20 protein-coding genes and 1 tRNA gene are annotated in these 19,172 nt (G+C 52.2%); 12 read left to right on the top strand and 9 right to left on the bottom strand.

Going from position 1 to position 19,172, the window contains the following annotated elements; all coding sequences use genetic code 11:
- Positions 1-9 precede the first annotated feature (9 nt).
- Together cynS and HC248_RS04500 are read right to left on the bottom strand one after the other, a co-directional pair.
- Positions 10-453 (bottom strand): cyanase, encoded by a 444-nt coding sequence (gene cynS / locus HC248_RS04505; protein WP_168921462.1) that lies wholly within the window; start codon positions 451-453, stop codon positions 10-12.
- A gap of 91 nt (positions 454-544) precedes the next feature.
- The gene (locus HC248_RS04500; protein WP_168921461.1) at positions 545-1,354 is read right to left on the bottom strand and encodes a formate/nitrite transporter family protein; all 810 of its coding nucleotides are present in this window, start codon (positions 1,352-1,354) and stop codon (positions 545-547) included.
- A 384-nt stretch (positions 1,355-1,738) separates the two neighbouring features.
- Here HC248_RS04500 and HC248_RS04495 point away from each other — a divergent pair, with 384 nt between their 5' ends.
- On the top strand, positions 1,739-4,660 hold the full coding sequence (locus tag HC248_RS04495) for a valine--tRNA ligase (protein WP_168921460.1): 2,922 nt from the start codon (positions 1,739-1,741) through the stop codon (positions 4,658-4,660).
- Positions 4,661-4,721: 61 nt separating this feature from the next.
- Here HC248_RS04495 and HC248_RS04490 read toward each other — a convergent pair whose 3' ends face one another.
- Positions 4,722-5,786, bottom strand: coding sequence for an NAD(P)-dependent oxidoreductase (locus HC248_RS04490; RefSeq protein ID WP_168921459.1), 1,065 nt, complete (start codon positions 5,784-5,786; stop codon positions 4,722-4,724).
- A 222-nt stretch (positions 5,787-6,008) separates the two neighbouring features.
- On the opposite strand from HC248_RS04490, the gene galU reads away from it, so the two are divergent.
- Positions 6,009-6,905 carry a UTP--glucose-1-phosphate uridylyltransferase GalU gene (gene galU, locus HC248_RS04485; RefSeq protein ID WP_168921458.1) on the top strand — a complete coding sequence of 299 codons (897 nt, stop codon included), beginning with the start codon at positions 6,009-6,011 and terminating at the stop codon, positions 6,903-6,905.
- A gap of 162 nt (positions 6,906-7,067) precedes the next feature.
- On the opposite strand, the gene HC248_RS04480 is transcribed toward galU, so the two are convergent.
- The 3 genes from HC248_RS04480 to cysM all read right to left on the bottom strand — a co-directional run bounded on the left by HC248_RS04480 (position 7,068) and on the right by cysM (position 8,829).
- Positions 7,068-7,295 (bottom strand): sulfurtransferase TusA family protein, encoded by a 228-nt coding sequence (locus HC248_RS04480; protein WP_168921457.1) that lies wholly within the window; start codon positions 7,293-7,295, stop codon positions 7,068-7,070.
- Positions 7,296-7,399: 104 nt separating this feature from the next.
- Positions 7,400-7,930 carry an NUDIX domain-containing protein gene (locus HC248_RS04475; RefSeq protein ID WP_168921456.1) on the bottom strand — a complete coding sequence of 177 codons (531 nt, stop codon included), beginning with the start codon at positions 7,928-7,930 and terminating at the stop codon, positions 7,400-7,402.
- The gene (gene cysM, locus HC248_RS04470; RefSeq protein ID WP_168921455.1) at positions 7,927-8,829 is read right to left on the bottom strand and encodes a cysteine synthase CysM; all 903 of its coding nucleotides are present in this window, start codon (positions 8,827-8,829) and stop codon (positions 7,927-7,929) included. Before cysM ends, HC248_RS04475 begins: the two co-directional genes overlap by 4 nt.
- A gap of 38 nt (positions 8,830-8,867) precedes the next feature.
- Between cysM and HC248_RS04465 the strand changes: the two genes are divergently transcribed.
- The 4 genes from HC248_RS04465 (at position 8,868) to phnE (ending at position 12,369) form a co-directional block, all read left to right on the top strand.
- Positions 8,868-8,952 (top strand) — tRNA-Leu (locus tag HC248_RS04465).
- A 703-nt stretch (positions 8,953-9,655) separates the two neighbouring features.
- Positions 9,656-10,519, top strand: a complete 864-nt coding sequence (gene phnC / locus HC248_RS04460; RefSeq protein WP_168921454.1) for a phosphonate ABC transporter ATP-binding protein — start codon at positions 9,656-9,658, stop codon at positions 10,517-10,519.
- Between the two features lie 74 nt (positions 10,520-10,593).
- On the top strand, positions 10,594-11,556 hold the full coding sequence (gene phnD, locus HC248_RS04455) for a phosphonate ABC transporter substrate-binding protein (protein ID WP_168921453.1): 963 nt from the start codon (positions 10,594-10,596) through the stop codon (positions 11,554-11,556).
- Between the two features lie 30 nt (positions 11,557-11,586).
- Complete coding sequence (gene phnE / locus HC248_RS04450; protein WP_168923667.1) at positions 11,587-12,369, top strand: phosphonate ABC transporter, permease protein PhnE; 783 nt, start codon at positions 11,587-11,589, stop codon at positions 12,367-12,369.
- An 85-nt stretch (positions 12,370-12,454) separates the two neighbouring features.
- Here the strand turns inward: phnE and HC248_RS04445 are convergent, their stop codons facing one another.
- The 3 genes from HC248_RS04445 to phnF are packed head-to-tail and all read right to left on the bottom strand — an operon-like array spanning position 12,455 to position 14,453.
- On the bottom strand, positions 12,455-12,997 hold the full coding sequence (locus HC248_RS04445; protein WP_168921452.1) for a phosphonate metabolism protein/1,5-bisphosphokinase (PRPP-forming) PhnN: 543 nt from the start codon (positions 12,995-12,997) through the stop codon (positions 12,455-12,457).
- Positions 12,994-13,686: a DUF1045 domain-containing protein gene (locus HC248_RS04440; protein ID WP_168921451.1), complete on the bottom strand. Its 693-nt coding sequence runs from the start codon at positions 13,684-13,686 to the stop codon at positions 12,994-12,996. The genes HC248_RS04445 and HC248_RS04440 overlap by 4 nt, the downstream gene beginning before the upstream one ends.
- Positions 13,683-14,453 carry a phosphonate metabolism transcriptional regulator PhnF gene (phnF, locus tag HC248_RS04435; protein WP_238342717.1) on the bottom strand — a complete coding sequence of 257 codons (771 nt, stop codon included), beginning with the start codon at positions 14,451-14,453 and terminating at the stop codon, positions 13,683-13,685. The genes HC248_RS04440 and phnF overlap by 4 nt, the downstream gene beginning before the upstream one ends.
- Positions 14,454-14,550: 97 nt before the next feature.
- Here phnF and phnG point away from each other — a divergent pair, with 97 nt between their 5' ends.
- From phnG to phnL, 6 genes are read left to right on the top strand one after another with little or no spacing between them, the layout of a single operon-like run.
- A complete protein-coding gene (phnG, locus tag HC248_RS04430; protein ID WP_168921450.1) occupies positions 14,551-15,024 on the top strand; it encodes a phosphonate C-P lyase system protein PhnG in 474 nt (157 codons plus the stop codon).
- Positions 15,021-15,620, top strand: coding sequence for a phosphonate C-P lyase system protein PhnH (gene phnH, locus HC248_RS04425; protein WP_168921449.1), 600 nt, complete (start codon positions 15,021-15,023; stop codon positions 15,618-15,620). The genes phnG and phnH overlap by 4 nt, the downstream gene beginning before the upstream one ends.
- Positions 15,621-16,745 (top strand): carbon-phosphorus lyase complex subunit, encoded by a 1,125-nt coding sequence (locus tag HC248_RS04420; RefSeq protein WP_168921448.1) that lies wholly within the window; start codon positions 15,621-15,623, stop codon positions 16,743-16,745.
- The gene (locus HC248_RS04415) at positions 16,742-17,641 is read left to right on the top strand and encodes an alpha-D-ribose 1-methylphosphonate 5-phosphate C-P-lyase PhnJ (protein ID WP_168921447.1); all 900 of its coding nucleotides are present in this window, start codon (positions 16,742-16,744) and stop codon (positions 17,639-17,641) included. Before HC248_RS04420 ends, HC248_RS04415 begins: the two co-directional genes overlap by 4 nt.
- A complete protein-coding gene (gene phnK / locus HC248_RS04410) occupies positions 17,638-18,450 on the top strand; it encodes a phosphonate C-P lyase system protein PhnK (protein WP_168921446.1) in 813 nt (270 codons plus the stop codon). The genes HC248_RS04415 and phnK overlap by 4 nt, the downstream gene beginning before the upstream one ends.
- A gap of 8 nt (positions 18,451-18,458) precedes the next feature.
- On the top strand, positions 18,459-19,169 hold the full coding sequence (phnL, locus tag HC248_RS04405; protein ID WP_168921445.1) for a phosphonate C-P lyase system protein PhnL: 711 nt from the start codon (positions 18,459-18,461) through the stop codon (positions 19,167-19,169).
- The last annotated feature ends 3 nt before the right edge of the window (positions 19,170-19,172 follow it).

The following is a 19,172-nucleotide window of genomic DNA, read 5'->3' as shown; positions in this document are numbered from 1 at the left end:
GAAACACAATCAATAGGATTTGTATGGCAAAAATTTGCCCGACATAGTGATGCTAACCCGGTCACCCATGGCATGAGGCTCACGCGCCAAGTTCATCTTGAAGTCAATGGCTGACATGATGCCGTCGCCAAATTCCTCGTGAATGAGGGCTTTGAACGTGGTGCCATAAACGCTGATGAGTTCGTAAAAGCGATAAATCAAAGGGTCAGTAGGCACGGCGGTAATCAATGAGCCTTTGTAGGGCACCACTTGAAGCAATGCGATGGCTGCTGCGGGTAAATCAAATACTTCCCCCACCTTGGCGGCTTGAGTGGCATCAAAAGTCATCTGGCCTAAGCACCCGGCTGTGACCCATTCTTTAGACAGGCCGACTTGTTCAGCCACATCAGACCACTTGATGCTCTTGGCTATCTTTACACCAATAATCATCTCGGTTACGTCGTTGCGATTCATAGTTTTACTTTCAGGTTTAATTTAGAAAATTTATACGCCAGCTTGGTGCAACAGTGCACCAATGCTGTCACGTCAGTTATAAAAAATAGGCTTAAGCAACACGCTTAGGCGCGGTGCGCAAATGGGTCGAGTACAGAGCCAGACCGACAAAAGCCACGCCACCCACCAAATTACCCAATACCGTGGGAATCTCGTTCCAGATAAGGTAGTCATAAAGGGAGAAGTTACCGCCCAACATCAAGCCCGAGGGGAACAAAAACATGTTTACGACGGAATGCTCAAAACCCATATAGAAAAACAACATGATTGGCATCCACATGGCTATCACTTTGCCCGACACGGTGGTGGACATCATTGCGCCAACAACGCCGGTAGACACCATCCAGTTACACAACACACCGCGAAGAAACAAAGTCAACATACCGCCAGCACCATGTGAGGCATAACCCAGTGTGCGACTTTCACCGATGTGACCAATGGCTTCACCTACCTTGCCAGGCGCTGTTTCAAAGCCAAAGGTAAAAATGACCGCCATCATCAAAGCCACAGTGAAAGCACCTGCGAAATTGCCCACAAACACCAGCCACCAGTTACGCAGCACACCGCGCAAAGTAACGCCCGGGCGCTTGTCTATTAATGCCAACGGGCAAAGCGTCATCACGCCCGTTAGCAGATCAAAACCCAGCAGATACAAAATACAAAAGCCCACGGGAAAAAGGATGGCACCAGCCAAGGGTTGGCCAGTTTGCACGTTGATAGTGACGGCAAAAGCTGCTGCTAAAGCCAAAATCGCACCCGCCATAAAGGCTCGGATGAGGGTGTCCCGGGTGGACATGAAGATTTTGGCTTCACCGGCGTCAACCATTTTGGTGACAAACTCTGAAGGGGCGAGGTAGGCCATTTTTTTCCTTTTATTGGGGCTAAGGGCTTGCGTTAGAAGGTTGGAGAGCGCTTACAAGATCCGACTCCAAAAGATTGGCGTTCAATCGCAGACATCAACCACAATGCAACTACTGTGCCAACTAAAAATTCCTTTTGTCCTCTCCTGCCGCAGAGCACTGCTTAGGCATGATTAAGCCAATGGCACTGTGCGGATGCAGGTTATTCATCCTGTATGTCTACTCCCTAAGCCAGCATCTCTGATGCCTAAATTCGATATGTCTACAGGCTTATAAACGTAGCAAACAAGCGCAAAACAATAGCCAGTGCGGAGTCGAATAAAATAAAGCCAACTCCCTCACAACCCACAAGCGGCATTCCCGGATGCCGCTTTCTCATTGCCCCCATGACACAAGCAGCAACTCCCCCAGCGTCCACTCCGCCAGAAGCCATCAAAGTATTCGCGCCCACCCCTGCGTTAGACAGCTTGGCCAAGTCTTTTGAGCCCGCAGCGATTGAGGCCAAATGGGGCGATCTGTGGGAGCAAAGCGGTCAGTACGACCCAACGCTGGACGCGCAAAAAGAATCTTTTTCCGTGCAATTACCGCCGCCCAATGTCACCGGCACGCTGCACATGGGTCATGCGTTTAACCAAACCATCATGGACTCGCTCACCCGCTACCACCGTATGTTGGGCCACAACACCCTGTGGGTGCCGGGCACCGACCATGCGGGCATTGCCACGCAAATTGTGGTCGAGCGCAAACTACAAGCCGAAGGCAAAACCCGCCACGACCTAGGCCGCAAGAATTTTGTCGCCAAGGTGTGGGAGTGGAAGGAAGAGTCCGGCGCCACCATCACGCGCCAGATGCGCCGCATGGGCGACTCGGTGTCTTGGAAATACGAGTACTTCACCATGGACAGCAAAATGTCCAAGGTAGTGACCTCCACCTTTGTCCAGCTCTATGAGCAAGGCCTGATTTACCGCGGCAAGCGCTTAGTCAACTGGGACCCGGTGCTCAAATCGGCGGTGTCTGATTTGGAAGTTGAAAACGAAGACCGCGACAGCTTTATGTGGCATATCGAATACCGCTTTAGCGACGGCCCACAGCTAGACGCCGATGGCAATCCGATGCGCGGCATGCACATCGCCACTACCCGCCCCGAGACCATGTTGGCCGACGGCGCGCTGGCCGTACACCCCGAAGACCCGCGTTACAAGCACCTGATTGGCCAGCGCGTTGACTTGCCAATGTGCGATCGCTCAATTCCGGTGATTGCGGACGACTTTGTGGACCGTGAATTCGGCAGCGGCTGCGTCAAGATAACCGGCGCGCACGACTTTAACGACTATGCCGTGTCGCTGCGCCACGACTTACCGCTAATTACCATCTTCACGCTAGACGCCAAGATCAATGAGAACGGTCCTGCGGCTTACCAAGGTCTGGACCGCTACGACTGCCGTAAAGCTTTGCTGGTGGACTTAGAAAAAGGTGGCTTTTTGCAAAAAGCCGTACCGCATAAAAACACCGTACCCGTCTGTGCCCGGACCGGCGCGGTGGTCGAACCGATGTTGACCGACCAGTGGTTTGTCGCCATGAGCAAGGTCAGCGAGAGCGACCCAACCGGCAAATCCATCGCCCAAAAAGCGCGTGATGCTGTCAGCGACGGCGAAGTCAGTTTTGTGCCCGAGCAATGGGTCAACACCTACAACCAGTGGATGAACAATATCCAAGACTGGTGTATTTCGCGCCAGCTCTGGTGGGGCCACCAGATTCCAGCTTGGTATGACGAGGACGGCAAAGTCTACGTCGCCGCCAACGAAGAAGACGCCCAAAAACAAGCGCCCGGCAAAACATTGCGCCGCGATGAAGACGTGCTTGACACCTGGTACTCATCCTCACTGGTGCCGTTTTCATCTTTGGGTTGGCCTGAAAAAACCAAAGAGCTCGATTTGTTTTTGCCGTCAAGCGTACTTGTCACAGGCTACGACATCATCTTCTTTTGGGTCGCCCGAATGATCATGATGACCAAGCATTTCACCGGCAAAGTCCCTTTTAAACACGTTTACATCCACGGTTTGGTGAAGGACTCGCAAGGCAAGAAAATGAGCAAGTCGGAGGGCAATGTACTGGACCCGGTTGACTTGATTGATGGCATTGAATTAACGCCATTATTAGAGAAACGCTCACAAGGTCTGCGCAAGCCAGAGACCGCACCACAGGTGCGTAAAACCACTGAGAAAGAATTCCCAGCCGGCATTCCCGCCTATGGCGCGGACGCGCTGCGCTTTACCTTTGCCTCACTGGCAAGCTTGGGTCGCAGCATCAATTTCGACAGCAAGCGCTGCGAAGGCTATCGCAATTTTTGCAACAAGCTCTGGAACGCGACTCGCTTTGTGCTGATGAATTGCGAAGGCCAAGACTGCGGCCTAGCCCAGCACACCAAGGCGCAATGCGCACCGGGCGCGGAGTTTCACAACTACCTGAGCTTCTCGCAAGCCGACCGCTGGATCTCCTCGACCATGCAACGAGTTGAAGCCGACATCGCCAAAGGCTTTGCTGACTACCGCTTAGACAATGTGGCTAGCAGCATTTACCAATTCGTCTGGGACGAATTTTGCGACTGGTATTTAGAGATCGCAAAAGTGCAAATTCAGACCGGCACAGACGCACAAAAACGCGCCACCCGCCGTACCTTGATACGCACGCTAGAAGGCATATTGCGTATGGCTCACCCCTTGATTCCCTTCATCACCGAAGAGCTCTGGCAAAAAGTCGCGCCCGTCGCAGGCATGCAAAAAGGCCCGCTGATTGGTCAAGCGGCATACCCACAAAGCCAAAGCGAAAAAATCGATTTGCAAGCTGAAGCCCATGTGGTCAAGCTCAAAACCTTGGTCGACGCTTGCCGCAATCTGCGCGGCGAAATGAATGTCTCACCGGCCACCCGCCTGCCTTTATTTGTGGTCGGCGACAGCGACTTTATGAACACCATCGCACCGGTGCTCAAGTCGTTGGCAAAACTTAGCGAAGTCAAGTTGTTTGATGATCAAGCCGCTTGGGCCGCAGCAGCGCAATCCGCACCCGTGGCCATGGTTGGTGAAGCACGTGTTTGTCTGCACATGGAAGTCGATGTGGTGGCAGAAAAAGCCCGTCTGGGCAAAGAAGCTACGCGCCTCGAAGGCGAATTGATCAAGGTCAACGCCAAACTGGCTAACGAAGCTTTCGTGGCCAAGGTGCCGCCGGCGGTGCTGGCGCAAGAGCACAAGCGACTAGCCGACTTCAGCGCGACGCTGGAGAAAATTAAAGAGCAATTGCTGCGTTTGTAAAGGAAAAAAAAGTCGGCTCTGGCAAAGCCGACTTAGCTTTTAAGCGGTTGTTCGCCGGAGATCAAAGGCCAGCATTCAATCCAGACGGCGACTCACCCCACTGTGAAGGCGAAGCCAACATGGGTATGTCCATCGGTATATCTATCGGTATATCCATGGGCAGGTGCCTCACCATCGCATCAGAGCTGGTGTCAGTACTGGCATCAACGCTAGGAGCGCTAAGCACCTCATCCAGACGACGCGCCAAAAACCAACTCGAACGCAGTTTGGCCTCGCGGGTGTGGGGAGCAAGCCGCGGCGTGATGAAGAAGCTTTTAATCCCCGTCAGCGGTGAGTCTGGTCCAGCAAAGCTGGAACTGGCACCATCAAGAATAAATGCTTCAATCCGACCATCGACTAACGCAGCGGCCAGAGCGCGTTCTTCGAACAGCTCACTGCGGCTAATGCCTACCCACAGCTGATGCGGCTTACAGTTAGCGAGCAAAGCATGGTTGATGAAATCTTTAAAACGGGGGGCATACAGCATCTGCACCGACACAGCATCAGCTCGGGCAATCATCTCAGGCAGCGAAACTGCCTCTATCTTGAGTTGTGCCCAGACCGGCGCTGTAGGCGGCACAACGGGGTCATAGCCAATTAACTTAACCCCTAGGCTGTGCAACATATTGGCCAGAATATGAGCTGTGGGCGCCAGTCCAAGTATGGCCACCGTACTGCCATGCAGCTCTCGACCGATCGGGACACTGGCAAGGCGCCGCCCCATGAGGGACGACACTAGGCCGCGCCTATACAAAAGCAGCAAGCTACTGAGTAAATATTCCGCGTTAGATCTGAGGTTGGCACTGCTCGCATGCACGACCTTGATGCCGCGTTCCCTGCAAGCCTCTAGGTCGGCGTTGTCAATGCCTGTATGCAGCCGGCACACCACCTTGAGCCGCGGCATGAAAGCGATGAGTTCACGGGTGAGTAGCGTCTTTCGCGGCAAGACAATCGCGCAGGCCCTGTGAGCCTTTTGACGCAGAGCAACTGAGTCTTGCGCCAGTTCGGGACAAAAAGCCAACTCATAGCGAGCCTCCAGCCAGGCTCTGGCCGCTGGCATCAAGGCGTCTAATAACAAGATGTCCAAAGCTTGGTACTCCTTTTGCAGCTTGGCGGTCTAATACCAAGCGCTAAGACAAGAACATTGTAATTTTGGCTGACTAATATTTAGCTAGTTGAGATGGCGAAAGAGGTGTGCTTTATGCCTAAACAGGATTATTTCTATGCCTACTTTGGTCATTTATTTTCGAGATGTTTTAATCTATTGTTTACGCACTACAGTACATGCAAATTTTAGAACTATTTACACATGAACGTCATTGAAAAATTTACTCTCCAAAAAGCCGTATTTCCGGTTGCAGGACTAGGGACCCGCTTTCTTCCCGCCACCAAGGCCCAGCCCAAAGAAATGCTGCCTGTCGTTGACAAGCCATTGATTCAATACGCGGTTGAAGAGGCCTATGAAGCCGGTATTCGCCATATGATTTTCGTCACCGGCCGCAGCAAGCGCGCGATTGAAGACCATTTTGACAATGCCTACGAGCTAGAAACTGAACTCGAAAAAGCCAAAAAATTCGAACTCTTGGCAATCCTTAAGTCAGTCCAGCCTGAAGGCATGAACTTCTCCTATGTTCGCCAAAACCGAATGCTAGGTCTTGGCCACGCCGTTTTGTGTGCCGAACACCTAGTGGGTAATGAAGCCTTTGCCGTGCTATTGGCTGATGACTTAATGGTCGGCCCTAGTGGTGGCCCGTCAGTGATGAAGCAAATGGTCGAGCAGTTCAACGAATTGCAAAGTTCGATTCTCGCTGTGCAACAAGTACCGCCCGAGCACACGCGTCGCTACGGCATAGTGGCCGGCGATGTAGTGTCAAAAGGTTTATTGAGAGTCAACAAGATTGTAGAAAAACCTGCCCCTGAAGTTGCACCGTCCCTCATGGGTGTGGCCGGTCGCTACATTTTGACACCGGCAATATTCGCGCATATCCGCCAGCAAACCAGCGGCGTAGGCGGTGAGATTCAACTAACCGACGGGATTGCGAGTTTGATCGCGCAAGAAAGCGTCTACGCCTTTGAATACAAGGGCAAACGCTATGACTGCGGCAGCAAGCAAGGATTTTTACAAGCCACCGTCGAGCTGGCTTTGCAACACCACGAAGTGGGCGCTGAATTTAAACAATATCTAGCCCAGCTCAAACTCGATTAAAAAAGTTCTGACTTCAAAATCAACGGATTTAGAAAAACTAGCAAAAGTCAGCCGCTAGACTTTTGCAAGTTTCTTCTATCACTTTTAACCTGTAAATACAATTAAGAGTTGATAGCATCAGATAACGACTGTTAAAGCCTGTCACTAATTTTTTACAAAAATTTAACGCCTCTTAAGTACATGGAAAAAAGATGCGCCTTCAGTTTTTTGCTCCAACAAGTCATTACCAGTTTGTTTAGCAAAAGCTTGAAAATCACGTATTGATCCAGCATCGGTAGACAACACACGCAAAACTTCGCCACTTTGCATCTCGGCCAAAGCCTTTTTTGCCTTGAGTATGGGCAACGGGCAATTGAGATTGCTGGTGTCGAGTTCTTTGTCTATGTGCATGGCTGAGCGTCCTTTAATGAAAACAAATTTTAGCCCAGCAGTTAACTATAAATAGACGCAGCGGACAAAGACCAACGGCGCTGGCAGGCCTCAAAAGCGGATACTTAGGAAGCCTTAGGCCACTCCACAAAAGTCGGACTATGACCGCGCGACTTAAGCCAGTCAGCCATTGCGTAGCCGGTGCCCGCAGGCCAGCACTTAATGTTTTGTGGGTCGTACAAGCGATACTCGGCTAACTCAGGCGACAGCACAACATCGCCAGTGCAGACCGCATGGTAAGCAATGATGATTTGGTTTTGGCGCACAAACTCATACACACCAATCAGGTCGAGCGCGCTAGTGTCTAAATTGGTTTCCTCTTTGATCTCGCGTGCAATGCCGAACTGCGGCGTCTCGCCAGCCTCCATAAAACCGGTGATTAGCGCAAACATACGGCCCGACCAAGCGGCATTGCGCGCCAGCAAAATTTGACCGCCAACCTCGACCACCGCCGCTAGCACCGGCGTCGGATTATTCCAGTGGACATAGTCGCACTGGGCGCAACGCATACGGGTTTTTTCACCCCCATCTTCCATGCGAGAGATAGGTGCGAGCGGATTAGCGCATTGAGGACAAAAACGAAAAGTGGTGTTCATGCGGGAAAGATCCCGGTGGAGAGGTAGCGGTCACCGCGGTCGCAGACGATAAAGACAATCACTGCGTCCCGCACGGTTTGACTCAATTGCTGGGCTACCCAGCAAGCACCGGCAGCGGAAACGCCCGCAAAAATACCCTCCTCGCGCGCCATACGGCGGCACATGTCTTCCGCATCTAGTTGGCTGACCTGTGTGACCTGATCGATGTGACGAGGATCGTAAATAGCCGGCATATAAGCTTCTGGCCACTTGCGAATACCGGGAATACGTGAGCCCTCACTGGGCTGAGCACCAACAATTTGAATCGCTGGATTTTTTTCTTTCAAAAACCGCGATACACCGCTAATGGTGCCAGTCGTTCCCATGGCGCTGACGAAATGCGTCACCTTACCGTGCGTATCAGCCCAGATTTCCGGGCCGGTGCTTTCATAGTGGCTGCGTGGATTATCAAAATTAGCGAATTGATCGAGAACCTTGCCCTTGCCATCCGCCTGCATGCTCATGGCCAAGTCGCGCGCATATTCGATGCCGCCGCTTTTGGGGGTGAGTAGTAACTCAGCGCCGAAAGCTTTCATAGTCTGGGCCCGCTCAATCGACAAGTCCTCCGGCATGATGAGCACCATTCGGTAGCCCTTAATCGCAGCAGCCATAGCCAAGGCAATACCGGTGTTGCCAGAGGTGGCCTCAATCAAGGTGTCGCCGGGCTTGATCTCACCGCGTTCCTCTGCATGTTTAATCATCGCCAGAGCCGGTCTGTCCTTGACCGAGCCGGCCGGATTATTGCCTTCAAGTTTGCCCAAAATAATATTGTTGCGAGTTGCGTTGTCAGCAGCGCCTATGCGCTGAAGTCTAGCCAACGGTGTTTTACCGACGGCATCTTCAAGAGTTGGATAATTCATCCCCACACTGTGCCATAATTGAGTTCTCAACAAAGACTGCCCGGGTGGTGAAATTGGTAGACGCAGGGGACTCAAAATCCCCCGCCGAGAGGCGTGCCGGTTCGATTCCGGCCTCGGGCACCAGTCTGTTGAACAATTAGGTCTTTGACCGCATTAAAACCCCGCTTAGCAATTAGCTACAGCGGGATTTTTTTCGTCTTATGAAGACTACAAAGGCATAACGCCCTGTCAATGTTTTATCCATCAGCATCGCAGCAATAAGCAAAACGCAAAATAAAAGTTCAAGAACGCTGTAGCGTCCTTAAAAACCTAATGCATTACTGACGATTCGGCTACCTAGTAAATTTTTTACATGCACAGGTGTGTTGACCATCAACCAAAAATTTTGAATCAGCAGTGTCAGCATTAGCACGGTTGAAATCTAGCCAGATTTAACGTGGGCACGAGCCGACGATGTAATTAGCGGTAAAAGTTTTTGCGTCTCGCAGAGCTATCACCCGCACAAGCAGGTCTTTCAGCTTCAATAGAAGTTCATGCGGCAAGACCAGTGCTTAAGCAGCGAAGCGGGCATTCGTTAGAACCAAGCGAAGAATCAGTGAAGTATGTTGCTTTAACTATTTTCTTTAGGTTGATTCATCAATAACTTTTGTCAAAAATGAAACCCTATAAATGACTTAATTCTTATCTTCACATCACGCCCGTAAGTCATTTTTTTCTGATTGCATCCTCTGGCAAGCACACCTTGCATTGAACAAAAAAATGCAGTATTTGACATGAAAAAGACACATTGCCCCCTTAAATTTGTGAAGTAACACAAAGGGATAGCATGAAAAACGCAATTGAAATCGACTCGCTGAGCAAAACTTTCAGCAGCGGTAAAAAGGCATTGCAAAATATTTCACTCAGTATTCAAGCCGGTGAAATGGTGGCCTTGATAGGCGCATCGGGCTCGGGTAAATCTACATTGCTGCGCCACATGGCGGGCTTGATGGTGGGGGATAAAGCGGCAGCGGGCTCCGTCACCGTGCATGGCCGCAATGTGCAAAAAAACGGCAAAGTAGCCAAAGATATTCGCTCAGTACGATCTGATATCGGCTTTGTCTTCCAACAATTTAATTTAGTCGGCAGACTACCAGTCATAGTCAATGTACTGACTGGTACGCTGCACCGCGTGCCCATGTGGCGTAGCTTAATGCGCTGGTTTAGTGAAAAAGAAAAAGCCGGTGGCATCGAGGCATTGCGCCGCGTCGGTATTGCTGAATGCTGGGCCCAACGCGCATCAACTTTGTCCGGTGGTCAGCAGCAGCGCGCCGCCATCGCACGCGCCATGGTGCAAGGCGCAAAAGTAGTTTTGGCTGATGAGCCTATCGCCTCACTAGACCCAGAGTCATCACGCAAAGTCATGGACATACTTGCGCGAATTAATCGCGAAGACAAATGCACCGTCGTAGTCTCGCTGCATCAAGTCAATGTGGCGATTAAATATTGCCCTAGAACCATCGCATTGCATCATGGCGTTGTGGTTTATGACGGTCCTTCAGCAGGTCTGACACCGGCAGTGCTGCGCGGGCTTTATGGCGCTGAAGCAGACGATATATTGTCCCTTGGCGATCACATCTCTAGCCTTGAAGACAAGGCCAAACCAGTACCAAACCGAATCTGGGCCGTGCCGCTAACACGTGTCGCTTAAAACAGATTATTTTCTTCTCATTTCGTTGTTAGTTTTTCGTCTTAATTTTTTAATTTTTAATCTGGACTATTTTTATGCTCAAAAAACTTTTATTCAGTTTAAGTACTTCCGCACTTCTGGCTCTCACACCAGCACATTCAGCAGATCTTAAAGAGCTCAATTTCGGCATCATCTCTACCGAATCTTCACAAAATTTGAAGTCTGACTGGCAACCTATCTTGGATGCTATGGGCAAGAAAACCGGCATGAAAATCAACGCTTTTTTTGCCTCTGATTACGCAGGAATTATTGAAGGCATGCGCTTTAATAAAGTACAGGTGGCTTGGTTTGGCAACAAGTCGGCGATGGAAGCTGTAGACCGTGCCGACGCTGAAGTGTTTGCGCAAATGGTTAACGCCGATGGCACTAAAGGCTACTACTCGCACTTAATTGTGAACAAAGACAGCCCCATCAAAACACTGGACGACATGCTTAAAAAAGGCAAGGACTTGTCTTTTGGCAATGGTGATCCGAATTCGACATCCGGTTTTTTAGTCCCCAGTTTTTACGTATTTGCAAAAAACAAAATTGATGCACGTACTTTCTTTAAAGTCTCACGTAGCGGCAACCACGAATCGAACGCGCTGGCAGTCGCTAACAAGCAAATTGATGTGGCGACCAACAACAGTGAAAATTTAGAAAAACTAAAAGAAAGACTGCCAGAAAAATTTAACGCTCTCCGCGTCATCTGGACCTCACCGCTGATACCACTAGACCCCTTAGTCATGCGCAAAGACCTGCCAGAGTCAACCAAGCAAAGCATCAAAGATTTCTTCTTTGCCTATGGCTCAGGTGGTCAGCAGGAAAAAGACGCCTTGATGAAGCTTAGTAAGCTATCCGGTTTTAAAGCCTCAACGAACGCCCAACTAGTGCCCATTCGCCAACTCGAATTATTCAAAGAAAAAAATAAGTTTGAAACAGACGCTGGCATGGCCGCTGCAGAAAAAGCCAGCAAAATTGCTGAAATCGACCAAAAACTCGCCGCACTGGGTCAGTAAGTGTCGATATTGCATATGACGAATGCAAAAATGCAGCCGCCAGTAGACCTGAAGGAAAGCAAAAAAAGCTGGCTAACACTGCTGCTTTGGGGCGTTAGCCTGGCATTGCTGGCCGGTTCATGGCGGGGTGCGGATATGCGCCCGTTTGATTTATGGCGTGACTCGGCCAACATGACGCAATACGCGGCGGACTTTTTCCCACCCAACTTCAGAGACTGGCGTTTCTACATTCAAGAAATGCTGGTCACCTTATCTATCGCAGTCTGGGGCACGGTGCTAGCGGTTATTTTTGCAGTGCCCTTAGGCTTGCTGTCGGCCAACAACATTGCACCAGCTTGGGTGCGTCAGCCGGTCAGAAGACTTATGGATGCAGCGCGCGCCATCAACGAGATGGTGTTTGCAATGCTGTTTATCGTCGCCGTAGGGCTTGGGCCTTTTGCTGGTGTGTTGGCGCTCTTTGTTCACACCACTGGCGTGCTGGCTAAGTTGTTTTCTGAAGCGGTGGAATCTATAGATTCACAGCCGGTAGAAGGCATTCGCGCCACGGGTGCGAATGCGATGGAAGAAATTATCTACGCCATCATTCCGCAGGTATTGCCACTTTGGATTTCTTTTTCGCTGTACCGGTTTGAATCGAATGTGCGCTCAGCATCTGTAGTCGGCATGGTGGGCGCCGGTGGAATCGGCGTGGTGTTGTGGGAAATTATTCGAGCGTTTCAGTACGCTGAGACTTGCGCGGTGATGATTATTGTGGTCGTGACGGTGTCCATACTTGATGTGATTTCTGCGCGGATTCGGGCTGCGGTTATTTAACCCCAACAATATAAAAAAGGCGCTGCTCGGTTCAACCCAAGCAGCGCCTTTTGAACGCCGAAAATTTAATCGAAAAAGTCTGTACTCACGCCTTACCGAAAACCTGCAATAAATAATCAGCTAACGCGCGTCCAGCGTCGGCCAGCGCCTTGCTGTTGTCCACTACGCAGTCAGCACGGATAGAAGAAAAACTGGCATTGCGTGCCAACCGCAGGGCTTGCGAACTTTCTGAATCACGACCGCGTTGACTAAGCCGCAAGGCCAGTTGAGCCGGCTCCACGCTGATTTCCACCACGCTAAAACCAGCTGATGGTGACAAGCTTTCGACATGGGCGCGCGAAGCATTCACCACCACCACCTGCCCGTCCCTCACCGCTTGGGTATAGCGACTGTCAATGCCGTAGAAAAATCCATGCGCCTGCCAATGCCAACACACGGCTTGATCGCGCAAGGCTTGCTCAAACTGCAAATCGGTTTGAGGGTCGTGGTCTGAGCCTGGCTGCACCGGTCGGGTCACAATGCGGCGGGCAAAAACTATGTTGTCGTGCGCGATAAGAAGTTCGCGGGCGCAGGCCATCACACTGTCTTTTCCTGAACCGGAAGGGCCGCAGACAAACACCCAACTCACGCACCCACCTGCACGTCAGCAATCCGCAAAAATGCAGCGCCGGGCTGATACTCGGCAAATAAACACAGCCGGTCTAAAACCAAGGGCGATTGTCTGTTGAGCCCTTCAAGCGCAGGGTGCAATACAGACTCCACCCACTGCCGAGTCTGTGGTGCAACCCGGCCAGTGAGCGTGAAGTGAAGACGCAAGCGCTCCAGTACATGCGGATAACCAAACTGCGCCAACAACGCTAAGCCGCGCGCGTCTAGGCCTGGCGTGCGGCGCGCTAATTCATCCGCCGTCAAAGGTGCGCGCAAATCATCGAGTTCAGTCACACAAGATGCAGCCAGCGCTAACAATTCTGCAGTGGGTAGTTGCGGCACGAGTGCAACAAATCCGTCCCAGCTAGCCAGCCCCAAAGGAGACAAAGTTAAGGGCTTGAGTGTTTTAGCCAAAGCCTGCATACGCGGCAAAAGTACCAACTCATCCACGCCATGCGCGAGTCGAAACGGCGCTTTCAAAGTGGCGTGAAAACCATAGCGTCTTGGCTCTGCGGTAATTCTCTGAAAGTCTTCAGGACAATCCTCGGTAAACAAGGGCTGTACCAAGCGCTCTCCAGTCGACTCATCGCGCCCCAACCAGCGACTGCCTAAATTCCACCAAGGTGAATTGCTCGCCGGTGAAAAATACACTGCATAGCGCGCGCTCATGAATTTTCTCCGGACGTCACAGCCAGTTGCACACGGTCGCCACAAAACAAAGTCTCGCCATATTTAACCGGCACGCCATTCATATCCACATCTAAGTTTTCAACGCATAGCAAGGGGCGCAGTACAGACTGTTTCAGTAAACGCGCAGTTTCTTCTGACGGCATTTGTGTGGTGATACAGCTTTTCGCACGCACAAAATCAGCCACACCAAAGTGGCGCAAGATGTCGCTAATTTGCGAGCCATCGCCCAAGCGTTCTAGCAAGCCGTTAAAACGCGCAGCGGGGTAGTAAGAAGTGGCCAGACCGATAGGCTGGTCATCGGCTTCGTCCAAGGTTTGAATCATCAAAACCGCAGCGCCCGATTGAATTTTTAATTGCTCAGCAACATGTTCAGGTGCGGGAATTTCCATGGCGGTTAGCAGCTGTTTGCCGGGCTGCAAACCTTGGGCGCGCAAGTTGTCGCCATAACGTGTACGGCGCGACAAAGGGTAGTTAAGTAAATCGTTTTGCACAAACGTGCCGCGTCCCGGCTCAACTCTTACCAAGCCCTGAACTTGCAATGCAGCGACAGCTTGGCGCAGTGTGTGGCGCTTCACGCCAAAGCGTTCGGCAAGCTCACTTTCACCCGGTAATTTTCCGGTTGCACTAAAGTTTCTGTCGCGAATTTCAGTGCCTAAGGTGTTAGCGATTTGCTGCCACATCAACGCGCCATTGCGTTTTTCCGGAGTCAGTGAATTGGCGGTGTTTGATCTCCGTGCTGTCATCATTTAGTCATGTTGTCCGGTTGTACTGAGTTCTCGAACCCAAGCTAAGTGCTTGTAAATATCTATTATCTCCACTTTAGCAACCGAATTAGACAACTCTATGACCACTGACGATTTGAATCCGCAGACCAAGGCGCGAAAGCGCTGGTTAGCAATTCTGGCCCGCGCTAGCAGCACCGAGTTGAAGACTGCATGGAGTGACAGCGCGAGCAGCGCAGACATCGTCAGCATTACGTATTTGCGCGCCGCAGAAACTGGCATGGTGATGCTGCGCGGTCGAGTCGGCGGCACTGGCGACGCATTTAATCTGGGTGAAGCTAGCGTGACGCGTTGTGCACTGCGCTTAGGCAACGGCCCACTCGGTGTAGGCTATACGCTGGGGCGCGACAAACAAAAGGCAGAGCTCATCGCAGCTTTTGATGCCATGTTGCAAAACAGCGCCCGAACCGCTCACATCATGCAACGTGTAGTCGAGCCAATGGCGAAAGTGCAGGCCGCCGCAAACACTGCGCAAAGTCTATCGGTGGCGACTTCCAAAGTTGAATTTTTTACTTTTGTACGAGGTGCTGCATGAGCGAATTGAAAAATTTAAGCGTCGGGTTTAGCGACCCCGTTCACGATGCACAACACGCTTTTAAGCAAGCACTTGACGCGCTGTCCATGCCAGGACGCAGCCTTGCATTAGGCCAACAAATTAATGGTTTGAGTTTAGGGCCAGCCATGGCGCAACTACTGCTTGCACTGAGCGACGACGAAACGCCAGTTTGGTGGCAATCCAGCCCAGTTAGCGAGGCCAACTGGCTGCGCTTTCATACCGGTGCAGCAAAAGCAGAAGAGGCCGAAGAAGCGAGTTTTGCCGTCATCACAGATGCGGCTTTAGCGCCCGCATTAATCTGTTTTTCTAGTGGCAGCAGCGAATCTCCCGAGCAATCTTGCACCTTGCTAATTGAAGTGCCAGCGTTTGACACCGGCCCCGCCATAACGCTTTACGGCCCCGGAATTGAGACGACTCAAACTGTGCGCATTGCGGGTTTGCCGGATGACTTTTGGTCGCAGTGGAGCATCAACCACGCGAGCTTTCCGCAAGGCGTGGACATTATTTTTACCAGCGGCTGCCAAGCACTGGGTTTGCCGCGTAGCACACGCGCACGGCGTTTGGAGGAAATTTAAATGTACGTCACCGTTAAAGGCGGCGAAGCCGCGATTGAAAGCTCTTGGCGCTTACTCGCCGAGCAGCGCAGAGGCGACACAGACTTGCCAGAACTGAGCGTGGCGCAAATCCAATCGCAACTCTCACTGGCGGTTGACCGCGTCATGACTGAGGGCTCTTTATACGACCGCGAGTTAGCCGCCTTAGCCATTAAACAATCTAGCGGCGACTTGATAGAAGCGATTTTCTTGCTGCGCGCCTATCGCACCACCCTGCCCCGCTTCGGTTACAGCTTGCCCTTAGACACGGCCAATATGCGGCTGCAACGCAGAATTTCAGCGACTTTCAAAGACGTACCCGGCGGCCAAATTCTGGGCGCAACCCATGACTACACCCAGCGCTTGCTTGACTTTTCACTGCTCGCAGAAAGCGTCAACTCCGACCAGACTATGCCGCTTGCAGATGCGCCCATGCAGGCGAATATGCCGCGTGTGAATGACTTGATGGCACGCGAAGGCTTGATGGAAACACCCCAGCCTTTAACGCAAACTGAGCCCGGTGACCTCACACGAGAACCCTTGATGTTTCCCTGCAACCGCACTCAGCGCCTACAAGCCTTGGCCCGTGGTGACGAGGGTTGGTTGCTGGCACTGGGCTACTCAACCCAGCGCGGTTACGCCAACTCACACCCCTTTGCCGGCGAGATAAGACGCGGCATGGCGGCAGTTGAAATCACGCCCGATGAGTTGGGTTTTTCTATCGACATAGGTGAGATTGAATTGACCGAATGCCAGATGATTAACCAGTTCGCCGGTAGCCGCGAAGCACCGCCGCAGTTCACCCAAGGCTATGGCTTGGCGTTTGGTGGGTCCGAGAGAAAGTCCATCGCCATGGCAATGGTTGACCGTTCGCTGCGTGCGGCGGAACTTGGCGAGTCGCTCACCGCGCCAGCACAAGACGAAGAGTTTGTGCTGTCACATGCCGACTCCCTTGAGTCCTCGGGCTTTTTGCAGCACCTCAAACTGCCGCATTACGTAGACTTTCAATCCGAGTTAGAGCTGGTGCGAAAGCTACGTGCAGCGCATGCAAAAAACCACCTGGACAGCGCCAGCCCAGCGCTGGAAAAAAAGGAAAAATCAGCATGATGGACAGCAACTACAACTTTGGCTTTCTTGACGAGCGGAGTAAAAAAATGATCCGCCGCGCCTTGCTAAAAGCGGTTGCCATACCCGGCTACCAAGTGCCGTTTGGCTCGCGTGAAATGCCGTTTGCCTATGGCTGGGGCACCGGCGGCGTACAGGTGACGGCGAGTATTATTGGCCGCAAAGACGTGCTCAAAGTCATAGACCAAGGCGCTGACGACACAACAAATGCAGTCAATATTCGGCGCTTTTTTGCGCGCACAACCGGCGTGGCAACAACCCAAAAAACACGCGACGCCAGCATCATACAAACCCGTCACCGCATACCCGAGACAGCGCTGTGCGAAGGGCAAACCATCGTCTATCAAGTGCCTATGCCAGAGCCTATGTTTCGCTTAGAGCCGCGCCGGCGCGAAACCATCACCATGCACTCACTCGCAGAATACGGCTTGATGAACGTCAAACTCTATGAGGACATCGCCCAACTAGGCGCGGTAGACAGAACCTACGACTACCCAGTGTTAGTCAATCAGCGCTACCTCGCGTCACCCTCCCCGATTCCAAAATTCGACAATCCCAAAATGCACATGAACCCAGCCTTGCAACTGTTTGGCGCAGGCCGCGAGAAACGCATTTACGCCATACCGCCTTACACCAGCGTGCGCAGTCTTGATTTTGAAGACTATCCGTTTGAAGTTCAGCGCTGGGATCACGCTTGCGCGCTGTGCGGCTCAGGCACTAGTTTTCTTGATGAGATGATTGTCGATGATGCCGGCAGCCGCTTGTTTGTTTGCTCCGACAGCGACTATTGCGGCGAACGCGTGGCGGCCGGTCACGTCGGCGCGCAGCAGGCGGTAAAAATGGACAACACGCTGAGCAGCCAAGGCGGTGCAGCATGAACGACGTATTGCTATCGGTGCGCGGCGCCGGAAAAAACTTTAGCCAAGGCAGCACTTCACGCTGGGCTTGCCGGGATGTGAATTTTGATCTCTATCCCGGCGAAGTGCTGGCCGTAGTGGGCGAATCGGGCTCTGGGAAATCCACGTTGCTGCGCTTATTAGCCGGCCGTTTAGCCTGCGATGAGGGCAACGTAAATTACCGCGTCAGAAGCGAGATCAGCAGTGAAGAAAATCACGCCAGTGAATTAATTAATCTTGCCGATTTATCCCAAGCGCGACTGCGTTGGTTGGCCCGCACCGACTGGGGTTTTGTCGAGCAACATGCACGCGACGGACTGCGCATGAATGTGTCTGGCGGCGCGAATATCGGCGAGCGTTTAATGGCCTTAGGTGCGCGCCATTACGGCCAGCTGCGCAGTCAAGCTTTGTCTTGGATGGAGCGGGTTGAACTTGATACCAGCCGCATAGACGATCTACCCGCGACCTACTCTGGCGGCATGCAGCAGCGCTTGCAAATTGCACGCAATTTAGTCACCCATCCGCGCTTGGTTTTTATGGATGAGCCGACCACGGGCTTGGATGTGTCGGTACAAGCGCGGCTGTTAGACTTGATGCGTGAATTGGTTGAGCAGCTCAATTTAGCCGCCGTTATCGTCACCCACGACTTAGCCGTTGCACGCCTATTGGCGCACCGAATATTAGTCATGAAAGATGGCGCAGTCGTCGAGCAAGGCCTGACAGACCGGGTGTTGGACGACCCGCAACATGCCTATACCCAGTTGCTGGTTTCTTCTGTGCTGACCAACTGATTGCCCACATGACTGCATCCCTTCAAGCCAAAAATTTAACTAAAACTTTCACACTGCACGGCCGTGGCGGAATTGAACTGCCGGTCTTTAATGGCATTGATTTAACCGTCAACCCGGGCCAGTGTCTGGCGCTTACGGGTCACTCTGGCAGCGGCAAAAGTTCGCTGCTACGCTGCTTGTATGGCAACTACGGCAGTAGCGCTGGCGAGGTCAATATCCGCCACAACCAAGAATGGGTCAGCATGACCCACGCCGAGCCGCGCAAAATCTTAGAAATCAGGCGCCAGACGCTAGGCTATGTTTCGCAATTTTTGCGTGTAATTCCGCGCGTGACGACCTTGGAGATAGTTGCCGAGCCGCTGCGGCGCCAAGGCGTTGATGCGGCAACCGCACGCGAGCAAGCTGGCAAGTGGTTGGCCCGCCTAAACCTTAGCGAAAGACTTTGGCACTTGCCGCCAGCAACGTTCTCGGGTGGAGAGCAGCAACGCGTCAATATCGCCCACGGCCTGATTGCCAACCATGCGGTGCTGCTCCTCGACGAGCCCACCGCCTCACTCGATGCGGATAACCGCCGCGTGGTGGTGGAACTTATTCACGAAGCGCGCACACGCGGAACCGCCATAGTGGGTATTTTTCATGACGACGAAGTCCGACAAGCTGTGTCCAGCCACAGCCTAGATGTAGAGCAATACCGTAACACCGCCACCAACCTAGCCTAAAGC

The organism is Polaromonas vacuolata (genome assembly GCF_012584515.1).
Classification (GTDB): domain Bacteria; phylum Pseudomonadota; class Gammaproteobacteria; order Burkholderiales; family Burkholderiaceae_C; genus Polaromonas; species Polaromonas vacuolata.
This window is presented reverse-complemented; position numbering and strand designations above follow the sequence as displayed.